Source organism: Methylobacillus arboreus (assembly GCF_020532725.1).
GTDB lineage: Bacteria > Pseudomonadota > Gammaproteobacteria > Burkholderiales > Methylophilaceae > Methylobacillus > Methylobacillus arboreus.
In genome coordinates this window covers 518,295-539,448 of sequence record NZ_JAJAVC010000006.1, presented here as the reverse complement: position 1 = coordinate 539,448, position 21,154 = coordinate 518,295, and the positions used below count along the sequence as shown (strand labels likewise).

Annotated in this window: 19 protein-coding genes; 16 read left to right on the top strand and 3 right to left on the bottom strand. The window is 54.4% G+C overall.

Features of this window, described 5'->3' with window-relative positions; genetic code table 11:
* The first annotated feature begins 71 nt into the window (after positions 1 to 71).
* The 4 genes from LG198_RS08560 to LG198_RS08545 all read left to right on the top strand — a co-directional run bounded on the left by LG198_RS08560 (position 72) and on the right by LG198_RS08545 (position 6,144).
* Positions 72 to 413 (top strand): hypothetical protein, encoded by a 342-nt coding sequence (locus LG198_RS08560; protein ID WP_230342755.1) that lies wholly within the window; start codon positions 72 to 74, stop codon positions 411 to 413.
* 100 nt (positions 414 to 513) lie between these two features.
* Positions 514 to 1,809, top strand: coding sequence for a TolC family protein (locus LG198_RS08555; RefSeq protein ID WP_230342754.1), 1,296 nt, complete (start codon positions 514 to 516; stop codon positions 1,807 to 1,809).
* 4 nt (positions 1,810 to 1,813) lie between these two features.
* On the top strand, positions 1,814 to 2,992 hold the full coding sequence (locus LG198_RS08550) for an efflux RND transporter periplasmic adaptor subunit (protein WP_268866822.1): 1,179 nt from the start codon (positions 1,814 to 1,816) through the stop codon (positions 2,990 to 2,992).
* A gap of 14 nt (positions 2,993 to 3,006) precedes the next feature.
* The gene (locus LG198_RS08545) at positions 3,007 to 6,144 is read left to right on the top strand and encodes an efflux RND transporter permease subunit (RefSeq protein WP_230342753.1); all 3,138 of its coding nucleotides are present in this window, start codon (positions 3,007 to 3,009) and stop codon (positions 6,142 to 6,144) included.
* Here LG198_RS08545 and LG198_RS08540 read toward each other — a convergent pair.
* Positions 6,141 to 6,467, bottom strand: coding sequence for a hypothetical protein (locus LG198_RS08540; protein ID WP_230342752.1), 327 nt, complete (start codon positions 6,465 to 6,467; stop codon positions 6,141 to 6,143). The genes LG198_RS08545 and LG198_RS08540 overlap by 4 nt on opposite strands.
* Positions 6,468 to 6,712: 245 nt before the next feature.
* Between LG198_RS08540 and LG198_RS08535 the strand changes: the two genes are divergently transcribed.
* The 7 genes from LG198_RS08535 (at position 6,713) to LG198_RS08505 (ending at position 12,602) form a co-directional block, all read left to right on the top strand.
* Positions 6,713 to 7,444 (top strand): ZIP family metal transporter, encoded by a 732-nt coding sequence (locus LG198_RS08535; RefSeq protein ID WP_230342751.1) that lies wholly within the window; start codon positions 6,713 to 6,715, stop codon positions 7,442 to 7,444.
* Between the two features lie 44 nt (positions 7,445 to 7,488).
* Entirely contained in the window at positions 7,489 to 8,022 is a 534-nt protein-coding gene (locus LG198_RS08530) for a DUF2796 domain-containing protein (RefSeq protein WP_230342750.1), read from the top strand.
* 2 nt (positions 8,023 to 8,024) lie between these two features.
* Positions 8,025 to 8,720, top strand: coding sequence for an ABC transporter ATP-binding protein (locus LG198_RS08525; RefSeq protein WP_230342749.1), 696 nt, complete (start codon positions 8,025 to 8,027; stop codon positions 8,718 to 8,720).
* A gap of 2 nt (positions 8,721 to 8,722) precedes the next feature.
* Entirely contained in the window at positions 8,723 to 9,985 is a 1,263-nt protein-coding gene (locus tag LG198_RS08520; RefSeq protein WP_230342748.1) for an ABC transporter permease, read from the top strand.
* A 17-nt stretch (positions 9,986 to 10,002) separates the two neighbouring features.
* A complete protein-coding gene (locus LG198_RS08515; protein WP_230342747.1) occupies positions 10,003 to 10,620 on the top strand; it encodes a DUF3299 domain-containing protein in 618 nt (205 codons plus the stop codon).
* Between the two features lie 62 nt (positions 10,621 to 10,682).
* The gene (locus tag LG198_RS08510) at positions 10,683 to 11,636 is read left to right on the top strand and encodes a formylglycine-generating enzyme family protein (protein WP_328485186.1); all 954 of its coding nucleotides are present in this window, start codon (positions 10,683 to 10,685) and stop codon (positions 11,634 to 11,636) included.
* Between the two features lie 396 nt (positions 11,637 to 12,032).
* Positions 12,033 to 12,602, top strand: coding sequence for a TetR/AcrR family transcriptional regulator (locus LG198_RS08505; RefSeq protein ID WP_230342745.1), 570 nt, complete (start codon positions 12,033 to 12,035; stop codon positions 12,600 to 12,602).
* A 2-nt stretch (positions 12,603 to 12,604) separates the two neighbouring features.
* Here LG198_RS08505 and LG198_RS08500 read toward each other — a convergent pair whose 3' ends face one another.
* On the bottom strand, positions 12,605 to 13,360 hold the full coding sequence (locus tag LG198_RS08500; protein WP_230342744.1) for a hypothetical protein: 756 nt from the start codon (positions 13,358 to 13,360) through the stop codon (positions 12,605 to 12,607).
* 270 nt (positions 13,361 to 13,630) lie between these two features.
* Between LG198_RS08500 and LG198_RS08495 the strand changes: the two genes are divergently transcribed.
* The 5 genes from LG198_RS08495 (at position 13,631) to LG198_RS08480 (ending at position 20,364) form a co-directional block, all read left to right on the top strand.
* Positions 13,631 to 15,508, top strand: coding sequence for a methanol/ethanol family PQQ-dependent dehydrogenase (locus LG198_RS08495; protein ID WP_230342743.1), 1,878 nt, complete (start codon positions 13,631 to 13,633; stop codon positions 15,506 to 15,508).
* A gap of 160 nt (positions 15,509 to 15,668) precedes the next feature.
* A complete protein-coding gene (locus LG198_RS14435) occupies positions 15,669 to 15,908 on the top strand; it encodes a DUF3299 domain-containing protein (protein WP_407659185.1) in 240 nt (79 codons plus the stop codon).
* A gap of 245 nt (positions 15,909 to 16,153) precedes the next feature.
* The gene (locus LG198_RS08490; protein ID WP_230342742.1) at positions 16,154 to 16,669 is read left to right on the top strand and encodes a sigma-70 family RNA polymerase sigma factor; all 516 of its coding nucleotides are present in this window, start codon (positions 16,154 to 16,156) and stop codon (positions 16,667 to 16,669) included.
* A gap of 5 nt (positions 16,670 to 16,674) precedes the next feature.
* On the top strand, positions 16,675 to 17,691 hold the full coding sequence (locus tag LG198_RS08485; RefSeq protein ID WP_230342741.1) for a FecR domain-containing protein: 1,017 nt from the start codon (positions 16,675 to 16,677) through the stop codon (positions 17,689 to 17,691).
* Positions 17,692 to 17,895: 204 nt separating this feature from the next.
* Positions 17,896 to 20,364, top strand: coding sequence for a TonB-dependent siderophore receptor (locus LG198_RS08480; RefSeq protein WP_328485182.1), 2,469 nt, complete (start codon positions 17,896 to 17,898; stop codon positions 20,362 to 20,364).
* A gap of 64 nt (positions 20,365 to 20,428) precedes the next feature.
* Here the strand turns inward: LG198_RS08480 and LG198_RS08475 are convergent, their stop codons facing one another.
* A complete protein-coding gene (locus LG198_RS08475) occupies positions 20,429 to 21,142 on the bottom strand; it encodes a TSCPD domain-containing protein (protein ID WP_230342740.1) in 714 nt (237 codons plus the stop codon).
* Positions 21,143 to 21,154: the final 12 nt, after the last annotated feature.

Below are 21,154 nucleotides of genomic sequence, written 5' to 3'. Positions count from 1 at the left end.
TTCCACGGCAAGGGGCAGGCTGGCGGTATTCAGGTTTTACACCTTGCTTTGGAACGCCTTATAATCACCTCATGTTTCGCCGCATCGTCTTTTTCTGCATGTTATTGGCACTGCCGCTCCAGATGTCCTGGGCGGTAGCTGGCGCGTATTGCGCGCATGAGCATGGGACGGCGGCACAGCACTTTGGGCATCATGACCACGAGCACCATGGCGACGAGGCCGACCTGTCTTCCGCTGGGGTTGACCGCGACTGTGGCTATCATCAGCAATCCACGCCGCAGTGGCTGCCCAGTGTCAGCCTGGTAACCACTTTGTTTACTGAAGTTCATCATCTGTTCTCGCCGACTTTATCGCTATTGCCAGACTCCCTTCTGGAGCGCCCAGAGCGCCCCAAATGGCATCCCGCTGCTTGATGCGGCGAGTGATAGCCTATCTGATTCCTGATTTACCACTGTTAATCCAATAGCCCCTTCGCTCGCCGAATTCATTTCCGTCATTGTTGGAGAGAATTCGATGAAAGCCATCATCTGGCCGTTGTGTCTGGCGGCCGTGTTGTATACCTGTATTTCCCAGGCGCAAACCATGCGTGGCGATGCTGTTCTGCCTCAAGCAACGCAAGAGGAAAGTGCTGCCAGCCTGACGCTTGAGCAGGCCTTGCAACTGGCGGTTTCGGCCAATCCCGAACTCGCCATTGCCAGGCGGGAGCTTGATGCGGTGGCCGCTGCCCGCGTGCAGGCGGCCGTGTTCCGCAACCCGGAAGTATCCGTGGAAATGGAGGATACGCGCGCGTCAAGCCGGCAGACCACTTATTGGCTGGGGCAACCGTTCGAGCTGGGTGGCAAGCGTGGCGCACGCATCGAGAGCGCCGAGCGCGCGCGTGATGTGGCCGATGCCGAGTTGCAAATACGTTTTGCCGTCATCAGGGCTGCCGTGATGCAGCGCTTCTATGAAGTACTGGCCGCGCAGGAGCGTTACCGGCTTGCACAAAGCTCGATGGAACTGGCGAACCGCGGCCTTGATGTTGCCTCGCGGCGTGTGACGGCAGGCAAGGTGTCACCGGTGGAAGAAACCCGTGCGCGCGTTGCAGCGTCGGCGGCGCGGATTGAACTGACCCAGGCCAATGCCGAGATGGTCAATGCCAGAAGGCGGCTGGCGGCATTATGGGGCAATCCTGATCCGTGTTTTACCGAGGCTGCCGGTGCGCTGGAAATTCTGCCTGATCTGCCTGAGCTTGGGCAGTTGACCGACCTTGTTGCCCAGGCGCCAGAAACCGTGCGTGCCGAGCAGGAAGTCAGCCGGCGCGAGGCCATGCTGAAGCTGGAGGAAAGCCGGCGCTACCCGGACCTGATACTGCGCGGCGGCGTACAGCGCCGGGAATCTGTCGGCGAGACCGTGAATGTCGTCGGCCTGGCACTCTCCATCCCGATCTTCGACCGCAATCAGGGCAATATTCTCGAAGCCAGGATGCGTGCCGACAAGGCGCGTGACGAGCGGCTTTCCACCGATGTACGGTTGCGCAGTGACCTCTCGCAGGCGCATCAACGGCTGGCGGCGGCGATACAGGAAGTCTCGCTTATTCGCAGCGACATCCTGCCCGGGGCGCAAAGCGCACTGGATGCCACGACGCGCGGATTCGAGCTCGGCAAGTTTGATTTTCTTGATGTGCTGGATGCCCAGCGCACCCTGTTCCTGGCACGCGGGCAGTATATCCGCGCACTTGGCGAGGTGCAGCGCGCGGTGGCGGATGTGGAATCCATTCTTGGCCCGCAAGGGGCATCATTGTTTGCCGCGCATCACGGCAGGGAGTAAGAACATGAAAAAAAACCAGAAAATCGTAATTCTCGCCATCATCGTGGCAACTGCATTGCTGGCCTGGTGGCTGGTGACGCCCGTCGGGCAATCGAACCGTCAAGACGACCATGACCATCAAGCGGATAAACACAATCAGCGCCATGAGGATGAGCCTGACACGGTCAGCTTGACCGAGGCGCAGATCAAGTCCGCCGGCATTTTGATTGACCAGGTAAAGCCTGCAAGGATTCTCACAACGCTGACGCTGCCGGGGGAAATTCGCTTCAATGAGGACCGCACGGCGCATATCGTGCCGCGCGTGGATGGCATTGTGGAGTCAGTGGCTGTCGACCTGGGGCAGCAGGTGAAAAAAGGCCAGGTGCTGGCTACGCTCGCCAGTACCGGCATTTCAGAATTGCGCAGCGATGCCATGGCCGCGCAAAAGCGCCTGACGCTGGCCAGGACCGTTTACGAGCGGGAGAAAGAACTGTGGGAGGACAAAATTTCAGCGGAGCAGGATTATCTGCAGGCACTGCAGACCCTGCAGGAAGCCGAGATCACCGTGCAAAACACAACCCAGAAGCTACGCGCGATTGGCGCAGGCGATGGCGGCGGCAACCTGAACCGCTATGAATTGCGGGCGCCGTTTGACGGTATGATCGTCGAGCGCCACCTCTCGCTTGGCGAGTCCGTCCAGGCCAACGCCAATGTCATGACATTGGCCGACCTTTCCTCGGTGTGGGCCGAGATCGTGGTTTCCGCCAAGGACCTGAACACGGTCAAGGTTGGCACCTCGGTGACGGTGCAGGCGGCTTCGTTCGAGTCTCAGGCGGAAGGCGTTGTGGCTTATGTCGGTTCGTTGCTTGGCGAGCAAACCCGCACGGCAACGGCGCGGGTGACCTTGTCCAATCCCGATCGTGCATGGCGCCCCGGCCTGTTTGTCAATGTGGCCATTGTCGCTGGGGAGGCCGAAGTGCCGCTGGCAGTGAGTGCGGAAGCCGTACAGACGCTGGAGGGCCGCAAGGTGGTGTTTGTGCGACATGCAGATGGTTTCAAGGCGGTGTTGGTGGAAACCGGGCGGGCGGATGGCAAGGTGGTCGAAGTTGTGAGCGGGCTGGAGGCTGATGCGGATTATGTCACGCAGGGCAGCTTTGTGCTCAAGTCGGAGCTCGGCAAAGTCGCTGCCGAACATGACCACTGATCAAGGGGACCAGCATGATTGAACGCATATTGCGCGCCGCGATTGACTATCGTTGGCTGGTGTTGGCCGGGGTGTTTGCCATGGCAGCGCTTGGGATTTTCAGTTACCAGCAGCTATCGATTGACGCAGTGCCGGACATTACCAATGTGCAGGTGCAGATCAACACTGCTGCGCCGGGCTATTCGCCGCTGGAGACCGAGCAGCGTGCCACCTACCCTATCGAGACTGCCATGGCGGGATTGCCGCATCTCAGGCAGGTGCGTTCCATTTCGCGTTATGGCCTGTCCCAGGTGACGGTGGTGTTTGAGGATGGCACGGACATCTACTTTGCACGGCAGTTGGTCAACGAGCGCCTGCAAAGCGCCAGGGAAACTCTGCCTGCAGGCATTTCATCGCAGATGGGGCCGATTTCCACTGGCCTGGGAGAAATTTACCAGTGGACAGTGGAAAGCGAGGAAGGCGCCACAAAGCCCGATGGCAGCCCATATACGCCCACTGACCTGCGCGAGATCCAGGACTGGATCATCAAGCCGCAACTGCGCACAGTGCCCGGCGTGACCGAAATCAACGCCATCGGTGGATTTGCCAAGGAATACCAGGTGGCGCCCCACCCTGCCCGTTTGTCCTCCTATGGCCTGAGTCTGCAGGATGTGATCACGGCGCTAGAGCGCAACAATGCCAATGCTGGCGCAGGCTATATCGAGAAAAATGGCGAGCAATACCTGGTGCGCGTACCAGGGCAAGTTGCCACGATAGAGCAAATTCAGAACATCATCGTCAGCAATGTGGGCGGTGTGCCGATCCGCATCCGGGATATTGGCGAAGTGGGCATGGGCCGTGAGTTGCGCACAGGCGCTGCGACGGAAAACGGCCGGGAGGTAGTGCTGGGCACGGTGTTCATGCTGATGGGCGAGAATAGCCGTGCGGTGGCGCAAGCTGTGGCTGCGCGGCTTAAGGAAATCAACAAGACCTTGCCGCAAGGCGTGGTGGCGATTCCGGTCTATGACCGCACCGTGCTGGTGGACAAGGCCATCAACACTGTCAGGAACAACCTGTTGGAAGGCGCGGTGCTGGTAATTGCGGTGCTGTTCCTGTTCCTCGGCAATATCCGTGCGGCGGTGATTACGGCCATGGTGATTCCGCTGGCAATGCTGTTCACCTTCAGCGGCATGGTGGTCAACAAGGTGAGCGCCAACCTCATGAGCCTGGGCGCACTGGATTTCGGCATCATCATTGATGGCGCGGTGGTGATCGTCGAGAATTGCATGCGCCGCCTGGCGCATGCCCAACAACAGCATGGGCGCTTGCTCACGCGCGAAGAGCGTTTTGCCGAAGTCTTCTCTGCAGCGCAGGAGGCGCGCCGGCCGTTAGTTTTCGGCCAGCTCATCATCATGATGGTGTACCTGCCGATCTTCGCGCTCACGGGCGTGGAAGGCAAGATGTTCCACCCCATGGCCTATACCGTGGTGATCGCCCTCGCAGGCGCCATGATGCTGTCGCTCACCTTTGTCCCGGCTGCGGTGGCGATTTTTGTCAGCGGTCCGGTTGCCGAAAAAGAAAATGCGCTCATGCGCCATGCCAGGCAGCATTATGCGCAGTTGCTGGCCTGGGTGATGGAAAACAAGCCGGTAGTGGCTGTGTTCACCATTGCCGTGGTTTTCCTAAGCGGCGTGCTGGTAACGCGCATGGGCAGCGAGTTCATCCCCAGCCTGAATGAGGGTGATTTTGTCATCCAGGCATCGCGCATTCCCAGCACCAGCCTCACGCAATCTGTCGCCATGCAGCAGGAAATCGAGCGTACATTGAAAGCGCAATTCCCGGAAATCGAGCGTGTTTTCTCCCGTACCGGCACGGCTGAGATTGCTTCTGATCCCATGCCGCCGAACATTTCCGATGGCACCATCATGCTCAAGCCCAGGGATCAATGGCCAGACCCCGGCAAAAGCCGTGAAGCATTGCTGAGCGCTATCCAGCAGGCAGCAGCAACGCTGCCGGGCAACAACTACGAATTCTCGCAGCCGATACAGCTACGTTTCAATGAATTGATTTCCGGCGTGCGCAGCGATGTCGCCGTCAAGGTGTTTGGCGACGACATGGATGTTCTCAACGTTACCGGCAACCGGATTGCGGCAGTGCTGCAATCCATCCCCGGCGCTGCCGAGATCAAGGTGGAGCAAACCACGGGCCTGCCCGTCCTCAACGTGAATATCGACCGTGAAAAAACCGTACGTTATGGCCTCAATGTCGCCGATGTGCAGGATGCGGTGAGTATTGCCGTTGGCGGTCGCGATGCCGGCATCCTGTTCCAGGGAGATAGGCGTTTTGACATTGTGGTGCGACTGGCTGAACACGCCAGGAGCGATCTTGCAGCGCTGAGGCAATTGCCGGTTCCCCTGCCTAAAGGCATTAACCAGTTGCAGGCAAGCTACATTCCATTGGGCGAGGTGGCGACTCTGGACATTGTGGAAGGCCCGAACCAGATCAGCCGGGAAAACGGCAAGCGGCGCGTTGTTGTGAGCGCCAATGTGCGCGGGCGGGATTTGGGCTCCTTCATTGAGGCGGCAGAGGCATCCATCAACCGCCAGGTGCGGGTGCCGAGCGGTTACTGGATAACCTGGGGCGGCCAGTTCGAGAATCTGCAATCGGCCAGCAAGCGCTTGCAGATTGTGGTGCCAGTCGCATTACTCCTGGTGTTCGCCTTGCTGTTCATGATGTTCAACAACGTCAAGGACGGCCTGCTGGTTTTCACCGGCATCCCCTTTGCACTGACTGGCGGCATTGCCGCGCTCTGGCTGCGCGACATTCCGTTCTCCATTTCTGCCGGGGTCGGATTTATTGCCCTGTCAGGGGTGGCAGTCTTGAACGGGCTGGTGATGCTTTCCTTCATCCGCCATTTGCGCGAGCAAGGCAGGCCGTTGCCTGAGGCGGTGCACGAAGGTGCGTTGACACGCCTGCGCCCGGTGCTGATGACCGCGCTTGTCGCCTCGCTCGGGTTTATCCCGATGGCGATTGCCACAGGCACCGGGGCCGAGGTGCAGCGGCCGCTGGCAACGGTGGTGATTGGCGGCATCCTCTCCTCAACCGCACTGACCTTGCTGGTGTTGCCGATGCTGTATCAATGGGCTTATCGCAAGCAGCGGGTCGAGAGTTAATGCAAAGTCTGGCTTTCCTTGCCCATCATGATCTTGCCATTGGTATATGACTGATAAAGCGCAATCGCCGCGGCGCGCAAATGATCGGCCTCGGCTGCCAGCACCGGGTGTTCAAACGACTCCTCGCGGACTTTATAAATAGGGCGCATTTCAAGGTTGTTCAATGAAGAAAGCGATTCGAACTGCAGGTAGCCGACAATCGATTCATTCATATAAAAATTGACCTTGAATATCTGCTCAACCGAGATGCTCAACACTTCCCCGGTATCCAGGATGATGAGCTGGTCGCGCTTGTTGACGGATTGGATATTCGATATGGGCATGCCTGAGATTCCGCGGGTTCAAGGGGTTGCCAATTCCTTTATCAACAGGAGGTGGCGACAGGTATTATCTGTAGAAACCTTGAACTGAAACAGATTCAGGATGGTGAAATAAATACGGATCAGATGATATGGTTGCTCAGTAAAATTTGCAACATTGTTGCATTAATTGGAAGCGCATGATTACAATGATGACTCACAAGTGATTGTCCTCAACTCTTCGAAGTAAATATCCAAAGCAAATTGTCATGATCCTGTTGTCCATTCTCGTTGCTACGCTAGTGGGTGGTGTTGTCTCTGTGTTGTTGGCATCCATGGTGTCACTGACGATATTGACCAAATTCGCCGACAAAATGGTGGCTTTTGCCGTTGGCGTCTTGCTGACATTTGCGTTGACAGACATGTTGCCGGAAGCTGTTGAGCAGGGGTTGCCGCTACATGATGCAGGTTGGATATTACTGGCCGGCATCATTGCCTTCTTTTTGTTGGAGAAGATGGCATTGTGGCGGCATGGGCATCATGAAATATTGCCACATCACAAAGTGTCCATGATCGTGATTGGCGACGGACTGCACAATTTTGTCGATGGCATTCTGATTGCCGCCGCATTTTTAACCGATCCGGCATTGGGTTGGGCTGCCGCCGTTACGGTGATGGCGCATGAGATTCCACAGGAAATCTCTGACTTCATGGTGTTGCTGGATTCAGGTTTGTCCAAGCGCCGGGCCTTGTTCCTCAATGCCTTGTCCGGAGCCGCCATGGTGCTGGGCGGAGTGTTGGGATGGCTTGCATTGGAGTCGGCACAGGCTGCCATTCCCGTGATTCTGGTGATTGCGGGGTCGAGCTTTATCTACATTGCTGTCGCCGACCTGGTACCGGAGTTGCACCGCAAGAGATCACTGAAAGATGGGGCAATCCAGCTTGGATTGATACTTTCCGGCATTGCGACGTCGTTGCTGGCCCAGCATCTTCATCATTAATCCACTGATGGAGACGTTGGATAGGTAAGATAAAAGGAGTGGGTATGAATGTATTGTTTAAGTTAACAGTGTATGCAGTGGGCGCCGGCATGATATTGGCTCAAGCCCAGGCATTTGCACATCAGCCCCATGCCCATGTGCATGGGGTTGCCAAATTGAATATTGCCGTGGATGGCAAGACATTGACCCTGGCCCTGGAAAGCCCCTTGCAGAGCTTCTTGGGGTTTGAACATGCGCCTCGCAATGAACAGGAAAAGACCGCTGTAGTGTTGCTGAAAAAGCAGTTGTCAGCGCCTGCTCAATTGTTTGCATTGCCGTCAAAGGCAGAATGCAGGAGTACCGGCACCACGCTGGATTCTCCAGTTTTCAATGATCAACCCGCCAGCGATGACAGTGAGCATGCTGATGTTGATGCCGAGTTTTTATACGAATGCCGGCAGCCGGGTCAATTGACGGAAGTAACCATACAGCTATTCAAGCTGTTTCCGAATCTGCACGAAATTAACGTACAAATCGTGACAGATCGGGGGCAAAAAGCGGCAAAGTTGACCGTAAAACAAAACAGGGTCGCCTGGTAAGCATGGTGTCTCCTGTCATCCAGCTTGAGAATTTCCAGTTTCGCTGGCCCCTGGCGCAGCAGGATTGCCTGGATATCGACTCGCTTGTTGTCATGCCGGGAGAGCATGTTTTTCTGCATGGGCCGAGTGGAAGCGGTAAAAGCACTTTGCTGGGGATTCTCGGCGGGGTGCATATCCCGCAAACTGGCGCCGTCACGATACTTGGGCAACAGCTCAATTTATTGAAAGGGACGGCAAGGGACCGCTTCCGTGCTGACCATATCGGCTTTTTGTTTCAGCAATTCAACCTGATTCCCTATCTTTCCGTATTGGAAAATGTATTGCTGCCTTGCCGTTTTTCCCAATACCGGCGCAACAATATCAAGGGCGATATGGCGCAAGAGGCCCATCGCCTGCTTAAGGCGCTGGATATTCATGCTGATCTCTGGTTGCGGCCAGTCACTGCCTTGAGTGTGGGGCAGCAACAGCGGGTCGCCGCTGCAAGGGCATTGATTGGCAAGCCTGAAATCATTATTGCCGATGAACCGACATCCTCGCTGGACGCGCAGCGTCAGCGGGCATTTCTTGATCTGCTGATGCAGGAATGCGCGACGGCAAGTGCCACCTTGATGTTTGTGAGCCACGACCAAAGGCTGGCTGCCAGCTTTGACCGCAAGGTTGCGCTTGACGAAATCAACCGTGTTTCCCGGCAGACATGAGCATGAAGTATTTATTGGTCCTGGCAGCCCGTAGCGCGTGGAATCGTAAATTGACCCTCGGTTTGACCGTGATGGCAGTCGCCTTAAGTGTCACTCTGCTGCTGGGCGTTGAACGTCTGCGTGAGCAGGCACATAAGGGTTTTAGCCTATCGGTGTCTGGCACAGACCTGATTGTGGGCGCGCGTACCAGTCCGGTACAGCTCATGCTATATGCCGTGTTCCGCGTAGGAGAGGCAACCAACAACATCAGCTGGTCCAGCTACGAGAAGCTGGCGCAACAGCCACTGGTTGCATGGAGCGTGCCTATTTCACTGGGCGATTCGCATCATGGGTTTCCGGTGCTTGGCACCAACCAGGATTATTTCAAGCACTATCACTATGGAGACAACCTGGCATTGCGATTTGCCGCAGGGCGGCCGTTTTCATCGACATTCGATACCGTGTTGGGCGCTGAGGTTGCTGAGCGGCTGGGCTACAAGCTAGGCAGCCGTATTACCTTGAGCCATGGAATGGGACTTGGCGGCCTGCCAGAGCATAAGGACAAGCCATTTGTCGTAACGGGGATTCTTAAGCCAACTGGGACGCCGGTTGATCGTACCGTCCATGTCAGCCTTGAAGCCATCAGTGCAATCCACCTTGATTGGGCGGGCGGGATACAGCCGCCAGGCTTTCATATCCCGCAGGAATATGTGCGCAAATTTGACCTGCAGCCCAAGGAAATTACCGCCGCGCTGATTGGTCTTAAAAGCCGTGCTGCGGTATTCCGCGTTCAACGGGCGGTGAATGAAAACAAAGATGAGGCATTGCTTGCCGTGATGCCGGGCGTTGCATTGGAGCAATTGTGGCAGGTGGTTGGCGTCGCCGAGAAAAGCCTACTGGCAGTGTCAGTGATAGTCGTGGTGGTAAGCCTGAGTGGCCTGGTGGCCGTCATCATGGCAGGGTTGAATGAGCGCAGGCGGGAGCTTGCCATCTTGCGCTCGGTGGGGGCGCAGCCACGGGAAATATTAATGCTGCTTACCTATGAGGGCGTATTTGTCACATTGGCTGGTATCGTCATCGGCCTGGCCCTGCTGAGCGGGGTTACCATCGGTGCTGCGCCAATCATGCAAGAGAAATTTGGCGTCGCAATGACAATGAGCTTGCCCAGTATTGGAGAATTCAAGCTCATGGGGGCAGTCATGCTGATCGGGCTCCTGGCCAGCTTGTTGCCTGCTTACAGGGCCTACCGGCTTTCCCTGGCTGATGGACTGACACCCAGGGTGTAATCGTGATTGGAATGTAAATGAAGACTGTTCAATGCATGCTGGGCCTGATCCTGCTTGCAATAGCCAACTGCCCGCACAGCATTGCAGCCGATTATCAAGTTGGCGAGCGTGTCGGCAATACCAAAGCGGCGCCAAAGGCAAATGCTAGCTACCGCGTGCTGGACTGGGATGACATGATCCCGGCCGACTGGGACCCCATGCAGGCGATCAAGGGCTTGGACTTGGATAAGCTGGACGATGCCGACCCTCGTGCGATCGAGGCGCTGGAACAGATGCGCAGCGCCTGGAACGATGCCCCTGTCGTGCCGGGACTGAACAGTCAACGCGTCCAGATTCCCGGCTTCGTGGTGCCTCTGGATATGAATGGCACGAAGATTCGCGAGTTCTTGCTGGTTCCGTACTTTGGCGCATGCATCCATGTTCCACCGCCGCCAAGCAACCAGGTGATTCACGTCATCCTGCCTAAAATATTGCCCAAGGACCAGCAAAAGACAATCGATGCGGCTGCGCAGGAATATGGCCCGGTTTCTGTCAGCGGCACACTGGAAACTGTCGCCAGCAATACTTCCATGGGGTTTGCCGGATACCGTATCAAGGCGGACCGTTTTGCGCCCTATCAAATCAAAGGCAGATAATAAAAAGGCCATGGTCCGATAAAATACTTGTTCCTATACAGAATGTGCGATATCTAAACAGCATGACAGACGAGAACATAAACAGTGTGCCCAGCGCCCCAGCGGGAATGATTTATATACCAGGGGGAGCCTTTGCCATGGGTTCCGAGCGCTATTACCCCGAAGAAGCGCCGGTGCGTAACGTTCGCGTCGACCCTTTCTGGATCGACATCACCCCGGTCACCAATGCCGAATTCGCCAGCTTCGTCGCGGCGACTGGTCATGTGACATTCGCTGAAACCGCGCCGGACCCAAAAGACTATCCCGGCATGCAGCCTGAACTGGCGTATGCAGGCTCATTGGTATTTATGCCACCACCCGCAAAGGTCGATTTGCGGGTGGTGCAGTGGTGGGAATTTGGTATCGGCGCGAATTGGCGCGAGCCCCTGGGGCCGGGAAGCTCGACCGAGGGCCTGGAACATCACCCGGTTGTGCATATTGCCTGGAGTGATGCCGAGGCCTACGCAGCATGGGCCGGAAAATCATTGCCGACTGAGGCGGAGTGGGAATTTGCCGCAAGAGGCGGCCTGGAAGGCAAAGAGTTTGCCTGGGGTGACGAACTGGCGCCCGAAGGCAAAATGCTCGCCAATTACTGGCAAGGCGAGTTTCCGCATGCCAACACCTTGCTCGATGGCTGGGAGAGGACATCGCCGGTAGGCAGCTTTCCGCCCAATGGATACGGCCTGTATGACATGATCGGCAACGTATGGGAACTGACCGCCGACTGGTATTCCCAGCCCCGGGGGAATGTGAAAAGCTGCTGCATTCCATCCAATCCGCGCGGCGGCACGCGCGAGGAAAGCATCAACCAGGCTGACAGCCATTTCCCCCGCAAGGTATTGAAAGGCGGCTCGCATTTGTGCGCAGACAACTATTGCCGCCGGTACAGGCCTGCCGCGCGCCATCCCCATTCGATCGATACGACGACCAGCCATGTCGGTTTCAGGTGCGTGAAGCGAATTGCGGCTGAAACCTGATGTGTGCAATGGTGCACACTGCACTAGGTTCAGCCGCTAAATTGTTTTCCGATCTTAATGAAGACATACCGAACAGCCATTGAGTAAACCGAAGGCATGGGCAAGGATTTAGGCTTCATCCACTACAGCCGCCAACGGTTTGTTCTTGTGAACATGCAGGTAAAGCGTATGGGCAGGTCTTCTAAGTTACTGATCAATGTGTGGGCTGCTCTGCAGTATGAAAACCGAGATCAACGAATACGGCATTGATATCAAAGGAATAGGATACAATTGGCTTAAAGTTGACAATGAAGCAGTCACTCACTTGTCATTTAGACTCCGAACTAGGCGGTTGTTTTGTGAATCTATTAAAGTCATTTTATATAGCAGTACAACATATTCATTTCAGGAGGGGCTATGACTCTTGAAGACATAAGGACAAAAATCCTAAATGTTGCAAGCAACCTGTTTGAGTCCAGGGGGATTCATGCTTCAGGGGTGGATACGATCATTGCAGAGGCTGGAGTGGCTAAAGCGACGTTGTACAAACATTTCCCTAGCAAGGACCTTCTGGTCATCGCGTTTTTGAAAAGAAACGCAGATAGTTTTATTGACCGGCTCAGCCAAGGACTCAAGGAGAAACCGGCTGAACCGGCTGATAAGCTGGTCCAATTGTGCAGTTTGCTGGAGCAGCACATCCTGACCCAGCGTTCGAAGGGCTTACCCTTCCATTTGGCATCGGTCGAGTTTCCGGATCCAAAACACCCAGTGCATCAGTACTCTGTGAGGCTATCGAACGAGCTGCAGGCCTATATTGTTGACTTGGCAAAAGAGGCGGGGATGGTAGAACCCGAATCCATCAGTCAGCAAATCATCATGCTATTTGAGGGTGCCTCGTTGGTTGAACGCCTAAGTCCCGGCCGGGGAGCCACTGCAAGGGCAAAACAAGCCGCCATTCTCCTGATTCGGTCCTCTCTTGGCCGTTGAGGTTATCTCAAATGTTCTTGCCGACCTGTTAAGGAAGGATAGGTGCAGTGCACCTTGGATAAAGCCAATTGCAGGCTGGTAAGTTCTGTGAGCGCTATTTCCCCCGTATTGATGAAGTTAAGGAAGGCTGAACGCTGTTCTTCAGGAAGCATGGCGGCCTGGGGAAACTGGCATTTCATTTTTTCCATGTTCTGCCGCATGGTGTAGAAATGGCTGGGTACATAAGGATTGGGTACTTTGGGGTCTTCCGGGACGATAGCCAGCAGCTCTACCGGGATAGGTTTGCTGGTCACCTTGGGCAGGAAGAAAAACTGATAGCTGATCAATCCTGTTGTAGCAAAGAATAATGCTCCCACTATAGGTGCCGCATATCGGAGTACGAGCGACCGCTTGGAATTCTGTAACAATGCTTCAATTGCGCTGACTGCGATAGGCCAGGAGACAGAAGCGTCTTTTCTCGCCTCCATTTGCAGAGTGCCGACAAGCACCATCAATATCTGTTCTGCAATCGAGTCTGACTGCGGCACGCCAGCTTTGTTTACCTCGGGCGTGATTAGTTGCCGCAATAACTCCAGGTCGTCTGTTTGGATTTTTTCAATCCCTTGTCGGAAGAGCTCTTTGTCAGAGGCCTGGCTACCCAATAAAGACAAGGCCATTGCCAAACCGCCCAACCTTTTTACCGGCTTTTTTCCTTGGGCACGCATCGCTTCTGCCAACTGGTTGGCAGCAAAAATGCTTTTTGCATTTTGAGTGATCATAAATTTCTACATTCTCGAATTCATGTAGCCCGCGAAGGCATTATAACTGTCCGATTCTTACGACTGAAATAGATAACAGTTGCAAAGTCAGACAGGTCTGTCTATAGTACCTCCACTGGCATAAGCCAGGCAAATCTCCAATCACGGGAGGAGTTCCGTCTTGATGGGATTTGATAAATACAGGGCTGGGTTGGGACCAAGCCGCTGCATTCAAGTGTTTGGTTCTGAATCAGGCTCTGGAATTGCAATCATTACTATGGAGAAGGCAACATGAAAATCAAAAAGGTTAATCTGGTTGTGAGCCTTGCCTTGGGCATGGCGGCATCGGCACCGTTGTCATTATATGCTGCAGCCGATATGGAAGCTGCCATGAAAGATGCCAATAATTGGGTACACCCCCGAGGACAATATGATAATCAGGGGTACAGCACTCTTAACCAAATCAATAAGAGCAATGTCAAGAATGTCAAGGCAGCGTGGCAGTTCGCTACCGGGGTGAACCGTGGTCACGAAGGCTCCCCTGTTGTAGTTGGGAACATGCTATATGTACATACAGCATTCCCCAACAACGTATACGCCCTCGACCTGAACAATAACCAGAAGATCGTGTGGGCTTACTTTCCGAAGCAGGACCCCTCTGTTCAGGCCGTGATGTGCTGCGACGTCGTTAACCGCGGTTTGGGCTATGGTGATGGCAAGATATTCCTGGGGCAGAACGATGGCACGCTGGTAGCCCTTGACGCCAAGACCGGTCAAAAAGTCTGGGATGCTAAAGTAGCCGATCCCAAGGTAGGGGAAACCACTACCAATGCGCCGCATGTGATTAAGGACAAGGTGCTCACCGGTTGCTCTGGTGCCGAGTATGGTGTCCGTTGTCATTTCTCCGCCTACAACATCAAGGATGGGTCTCTCGCTTGGCGGGCCTACCATACCGGCCCTGATTCCGATGTCCTGATCGGCAAGGACTTCAATAAAGAGAATCCGCATTACAGCGCCTTGTCCGTTTATGAGGATATCAACGGCGGCAACAAGGAAGGCGGCTCCTTCAAGGCGCTGCCTAAGGAAAAACTGAAGTTTCCCGAAACAGATTTGGGCTTGAAGACCTGGCTCAAGCCGCAGGCTGTGAAGGATGGCTGGCAGCATGGCGGTGCCTCGGTTTGGGGTTGGTTCCCATATGATCCCAAGACGAACCTGGTTTACTACGGAACTGCAAACCCATCCGTTTGGAACCCGGACGTGCGCCCTGGCGACAACAAGTGGTCCATGACCATCTTTGCCCGGGATGTCGATACCGGCTTGGCCCGTTGGGGATATCAGATGACGCCTCATGACGAGTGGGATTACGATGGTATTAATGAAGTCATCTTGTTTGAGAACAAGGGCAAGACCTATGCTTGGCACCATGACCGCAATGGTTTTGCGTACACATGGGAAGCTGGTACCGGTACTCTGGTTTCCGCTGAAAAGGTTCACCCATTTGTCAACTGGGCGACTCACATCGACTTGAAGACTGGCATTCCGCACAAGGATGCCAAATATTCCACCCATCAGGACTACAACACCAAGGGTATCTGCCCTGCCGCGCTGGGTACCAAGGACCAACAGCCTGCTGCTTATTCTCCGCGTACCGGTCTTATGTATTCCCCACTCAACCACGTTTGTATGACCTATGAGCCGGTTGAGTCCAAATACGTTGCTGGCCAGCCATGGGTGGGCGCGACCTTGACCATGTTCGCCGGTCCGGATGGGGTCATGGGCGGCTTTGCCGCTTATGACCCAATGACCAACAAGAGCAAGTGGTACAACAAGGAGAAGTTCTCTGCCTGGGGTGGTGTTCTGACTACGGCTTCTGACCTGGTGTTCTACGGTACTCTGGACCGTTGGTTCAAGGCTGTTGATGCGCAAAGTGGTAAGGAGCTCTGGAAATTCCAGGTGGGTTCCGGTGTGATTGGTAATGCTTTCACATACACTCACAAAGGCAAGCAATACGTTGGCGTGCTCTCCGGTATTGGTGGTTGGGCTGGCGTAGCGATGAATATGGGTCTTGAAAATGACAATGATGCGCTCGGTGCCGCGGGTGGTTACAAGGAGCTGAAGCAGTGGAATGCGGCTCCTGGTGGTGGCGCCCTCAATGTATTTAGCCTGTAAATGGCAATTCTTATTTCTTAGCCTCCATTGATAAATCTCCTCTATTGAGGGTTTTATCACTTCCCCCTTCTTTTGCTCAAGAAGGGGTTTTTTTATGAGCTTTAAAGATTAAGCTGGAGTCTTGGTGTAAGCGGGAAAACTTCGGCATTGGTTTTAGCGCCTGGTTTGGCGTGTTTTTCCATGTATTGTCCCACTACCGCCAAGCAACCAGGTACTTCAAGTCATCCTGCCTAAAGCTCTACCCAAGGATCAGCAGAAGACGCTCAATGTGGCTGCGCAGGGATATGGCCCGATTTCTATCGGCGGCACACTGGAAACTGTTGCCACCAATATCTCTATGGGGTTTGCCGGATACCCTATCAAATCTAAGGTAAATAACGATGCGTCACGCATCAAGTGAGTGCTTGAAATAAATAAAATCAATGCCTTGGAAAATAAGAGTTAAGGTATTAAATATTTGAGTATTCTCAGCTAGTGGCGCAGGCATTGAAGCTTATAAGCAAGCTACTTGCCCATTAAGACCGACCTTCAGGCGCCTATCCGTGCCCAAAGCTAGAAATGGCAAAAGTCCCCAATTGAGTTTCCTCAAGACAATCGATACAATGATAATCGTTATTATTTATAAACAGTCTTGAGGGATACGAATTGCAAGCGACAGGAAAGCATCCCTCGCAGAATCAACTGGCCGATCTGTATGGGGCCCACCACGGTTGGCTGCATGCTTGGCTGAGAAAAAAGCTTGGTTGTACGCACTTGGCGGCTGATCTTTCCCATGACACCTTCCTGCGCTTGTTAGTCAAGCAGGAGCTGGTGGTGATGCAGGAACCCAGGGCATTTTTGCTGACTGTCGCGCAAAGGGTTTTAAGTAATTACTGGCGCCGGGAAAAGATTGAACGCGCATATGAACTGACGTTGTTGCAAATTCCCGAAGCCACCGCGCCTTCTCCTGAAGAGCGCGCCATCCTGATTGAGACTTTGCTGACCATAGATCAATTGCTGGATGGCCTTCCCTTGGCCGTCAAGCGGGCTTTTCTTTATTCGCAGCTGGATGGCCTGGGTCATGCACAGATAGGCGAACTGCTCGGGGTGTCGATCACCACGGTCAAGCGCTACTTGGTGCGTGCGGGCACCCAGTGCTATTTCGCCAGTAGTCCAGATTGACTCCCGTGGGTCACGATACTTTGACCGGCCTCAAGCAGGATTCCAATGCAGGCGCCAGGATAGACCCGAAATCCATCCCCGCGCGCGTGGCGCAAAAAGCCGTGGAATGGTTGGTTGAAATCAAGGGTTCTGACGATGCCAAGCTGCATCAGCAGTTAGCCGACTGGTTGAGCCAGGATCCCGATCACCTGCGTGCCTGGCAGCGTATCGCTGAAGTGAATGCCAACCTCAGTGGAGCTTCAACTGCCTTGGGCAGTGCCATGGCACAGGCGGCCATGGCTGCGCCCCAGTCTGCTGGCCGCCGCCGTTCCATCAAGATGTTATCCATGCTGATATTTGCCACTGGCAGTGGGTGGGTGCTGACGCAAAGTGATAGCTGGACTGACTGGCAAGCGGATGAGTACACCGGCACAGGCGAATACAAGACATTGCGCCTGGCTGATGGCACGCAGCTGATGCTGAATTCCAATAGTGCGGTGAACGTCCGCTACACGGCCCAGCACAGAAAAATCGACTTGCTCAGGGGTGAAATCATGGTGGCAACTGCCAAGGATGCGCAACAGCGTCCAATGCAGGTTGCCACACACCATGGGCTGATGCAGCCACTGGGTACGCGCTTCAATGTCAGGCTGGATCAGGATTTCAGTCAGCTGGCAGTGCTGGAAGGCAAAGTAGCTTTGAGTGCGGCAGGGCTGCCGCAGCAGGAGATCATTGTCATGCCTGGCGAGCTGGTCATGTTCAGTGTGCATGGCCTGGGTGAGCGCCTGCCCTGGAGCGAGCGCAGCGTGGCCTGGGTAGATGGGATGCTGGTGGTCAGCCAGATGCGGCTGGAGGATTTCCTGCGGGAGCTGGGACGCCATCGCCGTGGCATTGTGCGCTGCGACCCGGCACTGGCTGATCTGAGGATTTCAGGTTCATTCCCTCTGGCCGATACCGAACTGATACTAAAGAATCTTGCCAGTATCCTGCCATTGAAGATTCAGTACATCACGCGCTACTGGGTCAATCTGATGCCTGTTTGAGGGCCAGCTTAGCCTGTTTCGCGGCAAGTCCAATCCAGAATATGTTCCAATCAGCAAGGTTTGCTGCCTGCTAACAGATTGTTTCAGCCCGGTATTAAAGAAAATCAGCCCAACAGGCAAAAATATTGTAATTAAAGTGGGCTGATTTCTATTCTCAAGAGACATGGATGATGAAAACTATCATTCATTGCTCAGGAAATCTGCATGTTTACACACTTGTCTCAAAACTCAGCCAGGTCAAAGGTTGTTTCAGTCGCTGTCGCCAGCCTGTTTACGATGACTGCTTTCAGCAGCATGACCTATGGCCAGGTCATGGCCGCCGAAACCCTGCAGGCGGTATCTTCCCGTAAGGCTTTTGATATTCCTGCAGGTTCGCTGGAATCTGCCCTTACCGAATTCGGCAAGGAGGCAGGCATCCTGCTTTCATATCCAAGCTCCACTACCGCCAAGCTCAGCAGCGCGGGATTAAAGGGGGATTACACGGTGGAGGAAGGTCTGGCGCATCTTTTGCAAGGGACTAGCCTGCAAGCCATGAGGCAGTTGGATGGTAGCTACAGCTTGAAGCCTCTGGCAAAAATCGGCCAGTCGCCGGATAAGGATTTGGCAGTATTGCCTGAAGTCAAAGTGGTCAGCAATCAGCTGGGCTCCATCACCGAAGATACCGGTTCTTACACGCCAGGTACCATTGCCACTGCCACCCGCCTAGTGCTGAAGCCCAGTGAAACCCCGCAATCGATTACCGTTGTAACCAGGCAGCACATCGACGATTTTAATCTAAACTCCATTGATGATGTGATGCGGCATACCCCAGGCATCACAGTCTCGCACTACGACAGCGAACGTACCAATTACTGGGCGCGTGGTTTTGCTGTCGAGAACTTCCAGTACGATGGTATTCCCTCACTACGCAACGCGGCGTATTCGGCAGGTCAAACCCTCAGTGATATGGCGATCTATGATCGCGTCGAGGTATTGAAAGGCGCGACAGGTTTGCTGACTGGGGCTGGCTCCATAGGTGCGACCATCAACCTGGTGCGCAAGAAACCTACCAGCGAGCTTCGTGGTGAGTTCACGCTGGGGGCAGGTTCATGGGATAACTACCGCACGCAACTGGATGTAAGCGGCCCTTTGACCGAGAGTGGCAATGTGCGTGGCAGAACCGTGATTGCCTACCAGGACAGGCAATCCTTCATGGATCATTACGAGCGCAAGACTGGCGTGTTTTACGGTATTCTGGAATTCGACCTCGGCCCACAGACGCTGCTGACGGTGGGTGCCGACTATCAGAATAACGACCCCAAGGGCTCGGGATGGTCGGGTAGCTTCCCATTATTCAATAGCAGTGGCGGCCGTAACTCCATCTCACGCTCATTCAATAATGGCGCCAAATGGAGCCGCTGGGAGCAGGATACGCGCACAGTGTTTTCTACTCTGGAACACAAATTCGATGGTGGTTGGGTAGGCAAGCTGCAATTCAACCACCAGACCAATGGCTATGACGCGCCTCTGGGTTCGATTCAGGGCAATTACCCCAGGGCCGACGGCACAGCATCAATCTACGCCAACAAGTACACCGGCGAAACTAAGAGTAATGCTCTAGATGCGTACGCTAGTGGCCCATTTGAATGGTTTGGCCGCACCCACGAGCTGGTGGTGGGTGCTTCAGCCTCCCGCTCGCACTGGACTGGCAAGGATTACTGGGACCTGACCTATATCAATAATACGGTTCCAGATTTTTCCCAGTGGAATGGCAATATTACGGAACCTGATTGGGGGCCGGTCAGCTCCCGACAAGATGAAGTAGTCAAACAAACTGGCGGCTATGTCACTGCCAGGTTCAATCTGGCAGACGATTGGTCGCTGTTGCTAGGCACTCGCGTGGCTAACTATCACCTGGCTAATCCGGATGAAGAGTCACGGGAATCTGGCAGGCTCGTGCCCTATATAGGCACTGTGTATAAGCTCAACCAGAATTATTCGCTCTACGCGAGCTATACCGATATTTTCATGCCGCAAACCTATTACCGCAGCAGCAGCAACAAACTGCTTGAGCCGAACGAGGGCCAGAATTATGAAGCGGGCCTTAAGGGAGAGTTCTTCAATGGTGCCCTGAATGCCAGCCTCGCCTACTTCGAGGTGCATCAGGACAACCGGCCAGAATCGGACCGACTCTACAACAGCAACCCTACTAACCCTGCCATCAGTGATGCCTACAAGGCGATTAATGCCAAGACCAGGGGCTTTGAGGCTGAAATCTCCGGTCAGTTGGCACCAGGTTGGCAAGTGCAAGCTGGTTTCACCCACAAGATTATCAGGGACGAACATGGTGACAAGGTTTCAACCTGGGAACCGGAAGACCAGTTCACGATTTTCAGTAGCTACAAGTTCAAGGGCAGGCTGGATCAGTTGACCATAGGCGGCGGTGGACGTTGGCAAAGCAAGGGCTGGCAGATGATTAACAACCGAGTGCTCGGCCGTACCGAGGAGTTTTCACAGTCAGCTTATGGGGTAGTTGATCTGATGGCCAGGTACCAAATCAGCAAGCAATTATCGGCAAACTTGAATGTGAATAACGTCTTCGACAAAAAGTATTACACCAATATAGGTTTCTATAATTCAGGCTATTACGGTGAGCCAAGAAATGCCATGCTGACCTTTAAGTACGCTTTTTGAGGATGGATAGTTAAATAATTAACTAAGTTGTAGAAAAAAGCCGCTCTCTTGAGCGGCTTTTTTCTCAACTACATTTACTATCGCCGCAATTGAGGCAAGTGAGGCACCCGTCCATCACAATGGCGGCCTTGGTTTGGCACTTGTTGCAAAGCTGCGCGCCGGGCGGGAAGCCTTCGGCATTGGTTTCAGCGCTTGGCTTGGCGTGTTTTTCCATGTATTCGGTGCGCTTTTCGTTGATGAGTTTTTGCTGGTGCTCGTCGGGGCCAGATTTTTTCAACATGCCGATCTGGTAGAGGTGCTGTTCCAGCACTTCGCCGATCTCGGCAACCAGGCTGGGGATGTACTTCCCGCCCTTCTTGAAGTAGCCGCCGCTGGGCTCGAACACGCTCTTGAGCTCTTCCACCAGGAAGGTGATGTCGCCGCCCTTGCGGAAGGTGGCGGACATCACGCGGGTGAGCGCCACTATCCACTGGAAGTGTTCCATGTTCTTGGAGTTGATGAATATCTCGAACGGGCGGCGGTGTTCCTGCGGTGTGCCTTCATTCATGACGACATCGTTGATGGTGATGTAGAGCGCATGTTCGGTGACAGGGGTCTTGATCTTGTAGGTGTTGCCTACCAGCATGTCCGGGCGGCTCAGTGGTTCGCCCAGCTGCACGATTTCGGCGAGTTTCTGTTCATGCGCCTGTTTCTCGGCCACGGCTTGTTCGGCCTTGACCCGGTCTTCTTCGGTAACCACGTTGTAACCGGTGATTTTTTTGTCTATCTTGATTGCCATGTTCGTCTCCTG

What these genes read in the sequence shown, in the direction of transcription:
- LG198_RS08495 (WP_230342743.1), top strand. Translation starts at nt 13,631, where the DNA reads ATGAAAATCAAAAAGGTTAATCTGGTTGTGAGCCTTGCCTTGGGCATG.
- LG198_RS08535 (WP_230342751.1), top strand. Translation starts at nt 6,713, where the DNA reads ATGATCCTGTTGTCCATTCTCGTTGCTACGCTAGTGGGTGGTGTTGTC.
- LG198_RS08525 (WP_230342749.1), top strand. Translation starts at nt 8,025, where the DNA reads ATGGTGTCTCCTGTCATCCAGCTTGAGAATTTCCAGTTTCGCTGGCCC.
- LG198_RS08475 (WP_230342740.1), bottom strand. Translation starts at nt 21,142, where the DNA reads ATGGCAATCAAGATAGACAAAAAAATCACCGGTTACAACGTGGTTACC.
- LG198_RS08500 (WP_230342744.1), bottom strand. Translation starts at nt 13,360, where the DNA reads ATGATCACTCAAAATGCAAAAAGCATTTTTGCTGCCAACCAGTTGGCA.
- LG198_RS08480 (WP_328485182.1), top strand. Translation starts at nt 17,896, where the DNA reads ATGTTTACACACTTGTCTCAAAACTCAGCCAGGTCAAAGGTTGTTTCA.
- LG198_RS08520 (WP_230342748.1), top strand. Translation starts at nt 8,723, where the DNA reads ATGAAGTATTTATTGGTCCTGGCAGCCCGTAGCGCGTGGAATCGTAAA.
- LG198_RS08540 (WP_230342752.1), bottom strand. Translation starts at nt 6,467, where the DNA reads ATGCCCATATCGAATATCCAATCCGTCAACAAGCGCGACCAGCTCATC.
- LG198_RS08510 (WP_328485186.1), top strand. Translation starts at nt 10,683, where the DNA reads ATGACAGACGAGAACATAAACAGTGTGCCCAGCGCCCCAGCGGGAATG.
- LG198_RS08530 (WP_230342750.1), top strand. Translation starts at nt 7,489, where the DNA reads ATGAATGTATTGTTTAAGTTAACAGTGTATGCAGTGGGCGCCGGCATG.
- LG198_RS08560 (WP_230342755.1), top strand. Translation starts at nt 72, where the DNA reads ATGTTTCGCCGCATCGTCTTTTTCTGCATGTTATTGGCACTGCCGCTC.
- LG198_RS08505 (WP_230342745.1), top strand. Translation starts at nt 12,033, where the DNA reads ATGACTCTTGAAGACATAAGGACAAAAATCCTAAATGTTGCAAGCAAC.
- LG198_RS08515 (WP_230342747.1), top strand. Translation starts at nt 10,003, where the DNA reads ATGAAGACTGTTCAATGCATGCTGGGCCTGATCCTGCTTGCAATAGCC.
- LG198_RS08555 (WP_230342754.1), top strand. Translation starts at nt 514, where the DNA reads ATGAAAGCCATCATCTGGCCGTTGTGTCTGGCGGCCGTGTTGTATACC.
- LG198_RS08550 (WP_268866822.1), top strand. Translation starts at nt 1,814, where the DNA reads ATGAAAAAAAACCAGAAAATCGTAATTCTCGCCATCATCGTGGCAACT.
- LG198_RS08545 (WP_230342753.1), top strand. Translation starts at nt 3,007, where the DNA reads ATGATTGAACGCATATTGCGCGCCGCGATTGACTATCGTTGGCTGGTG.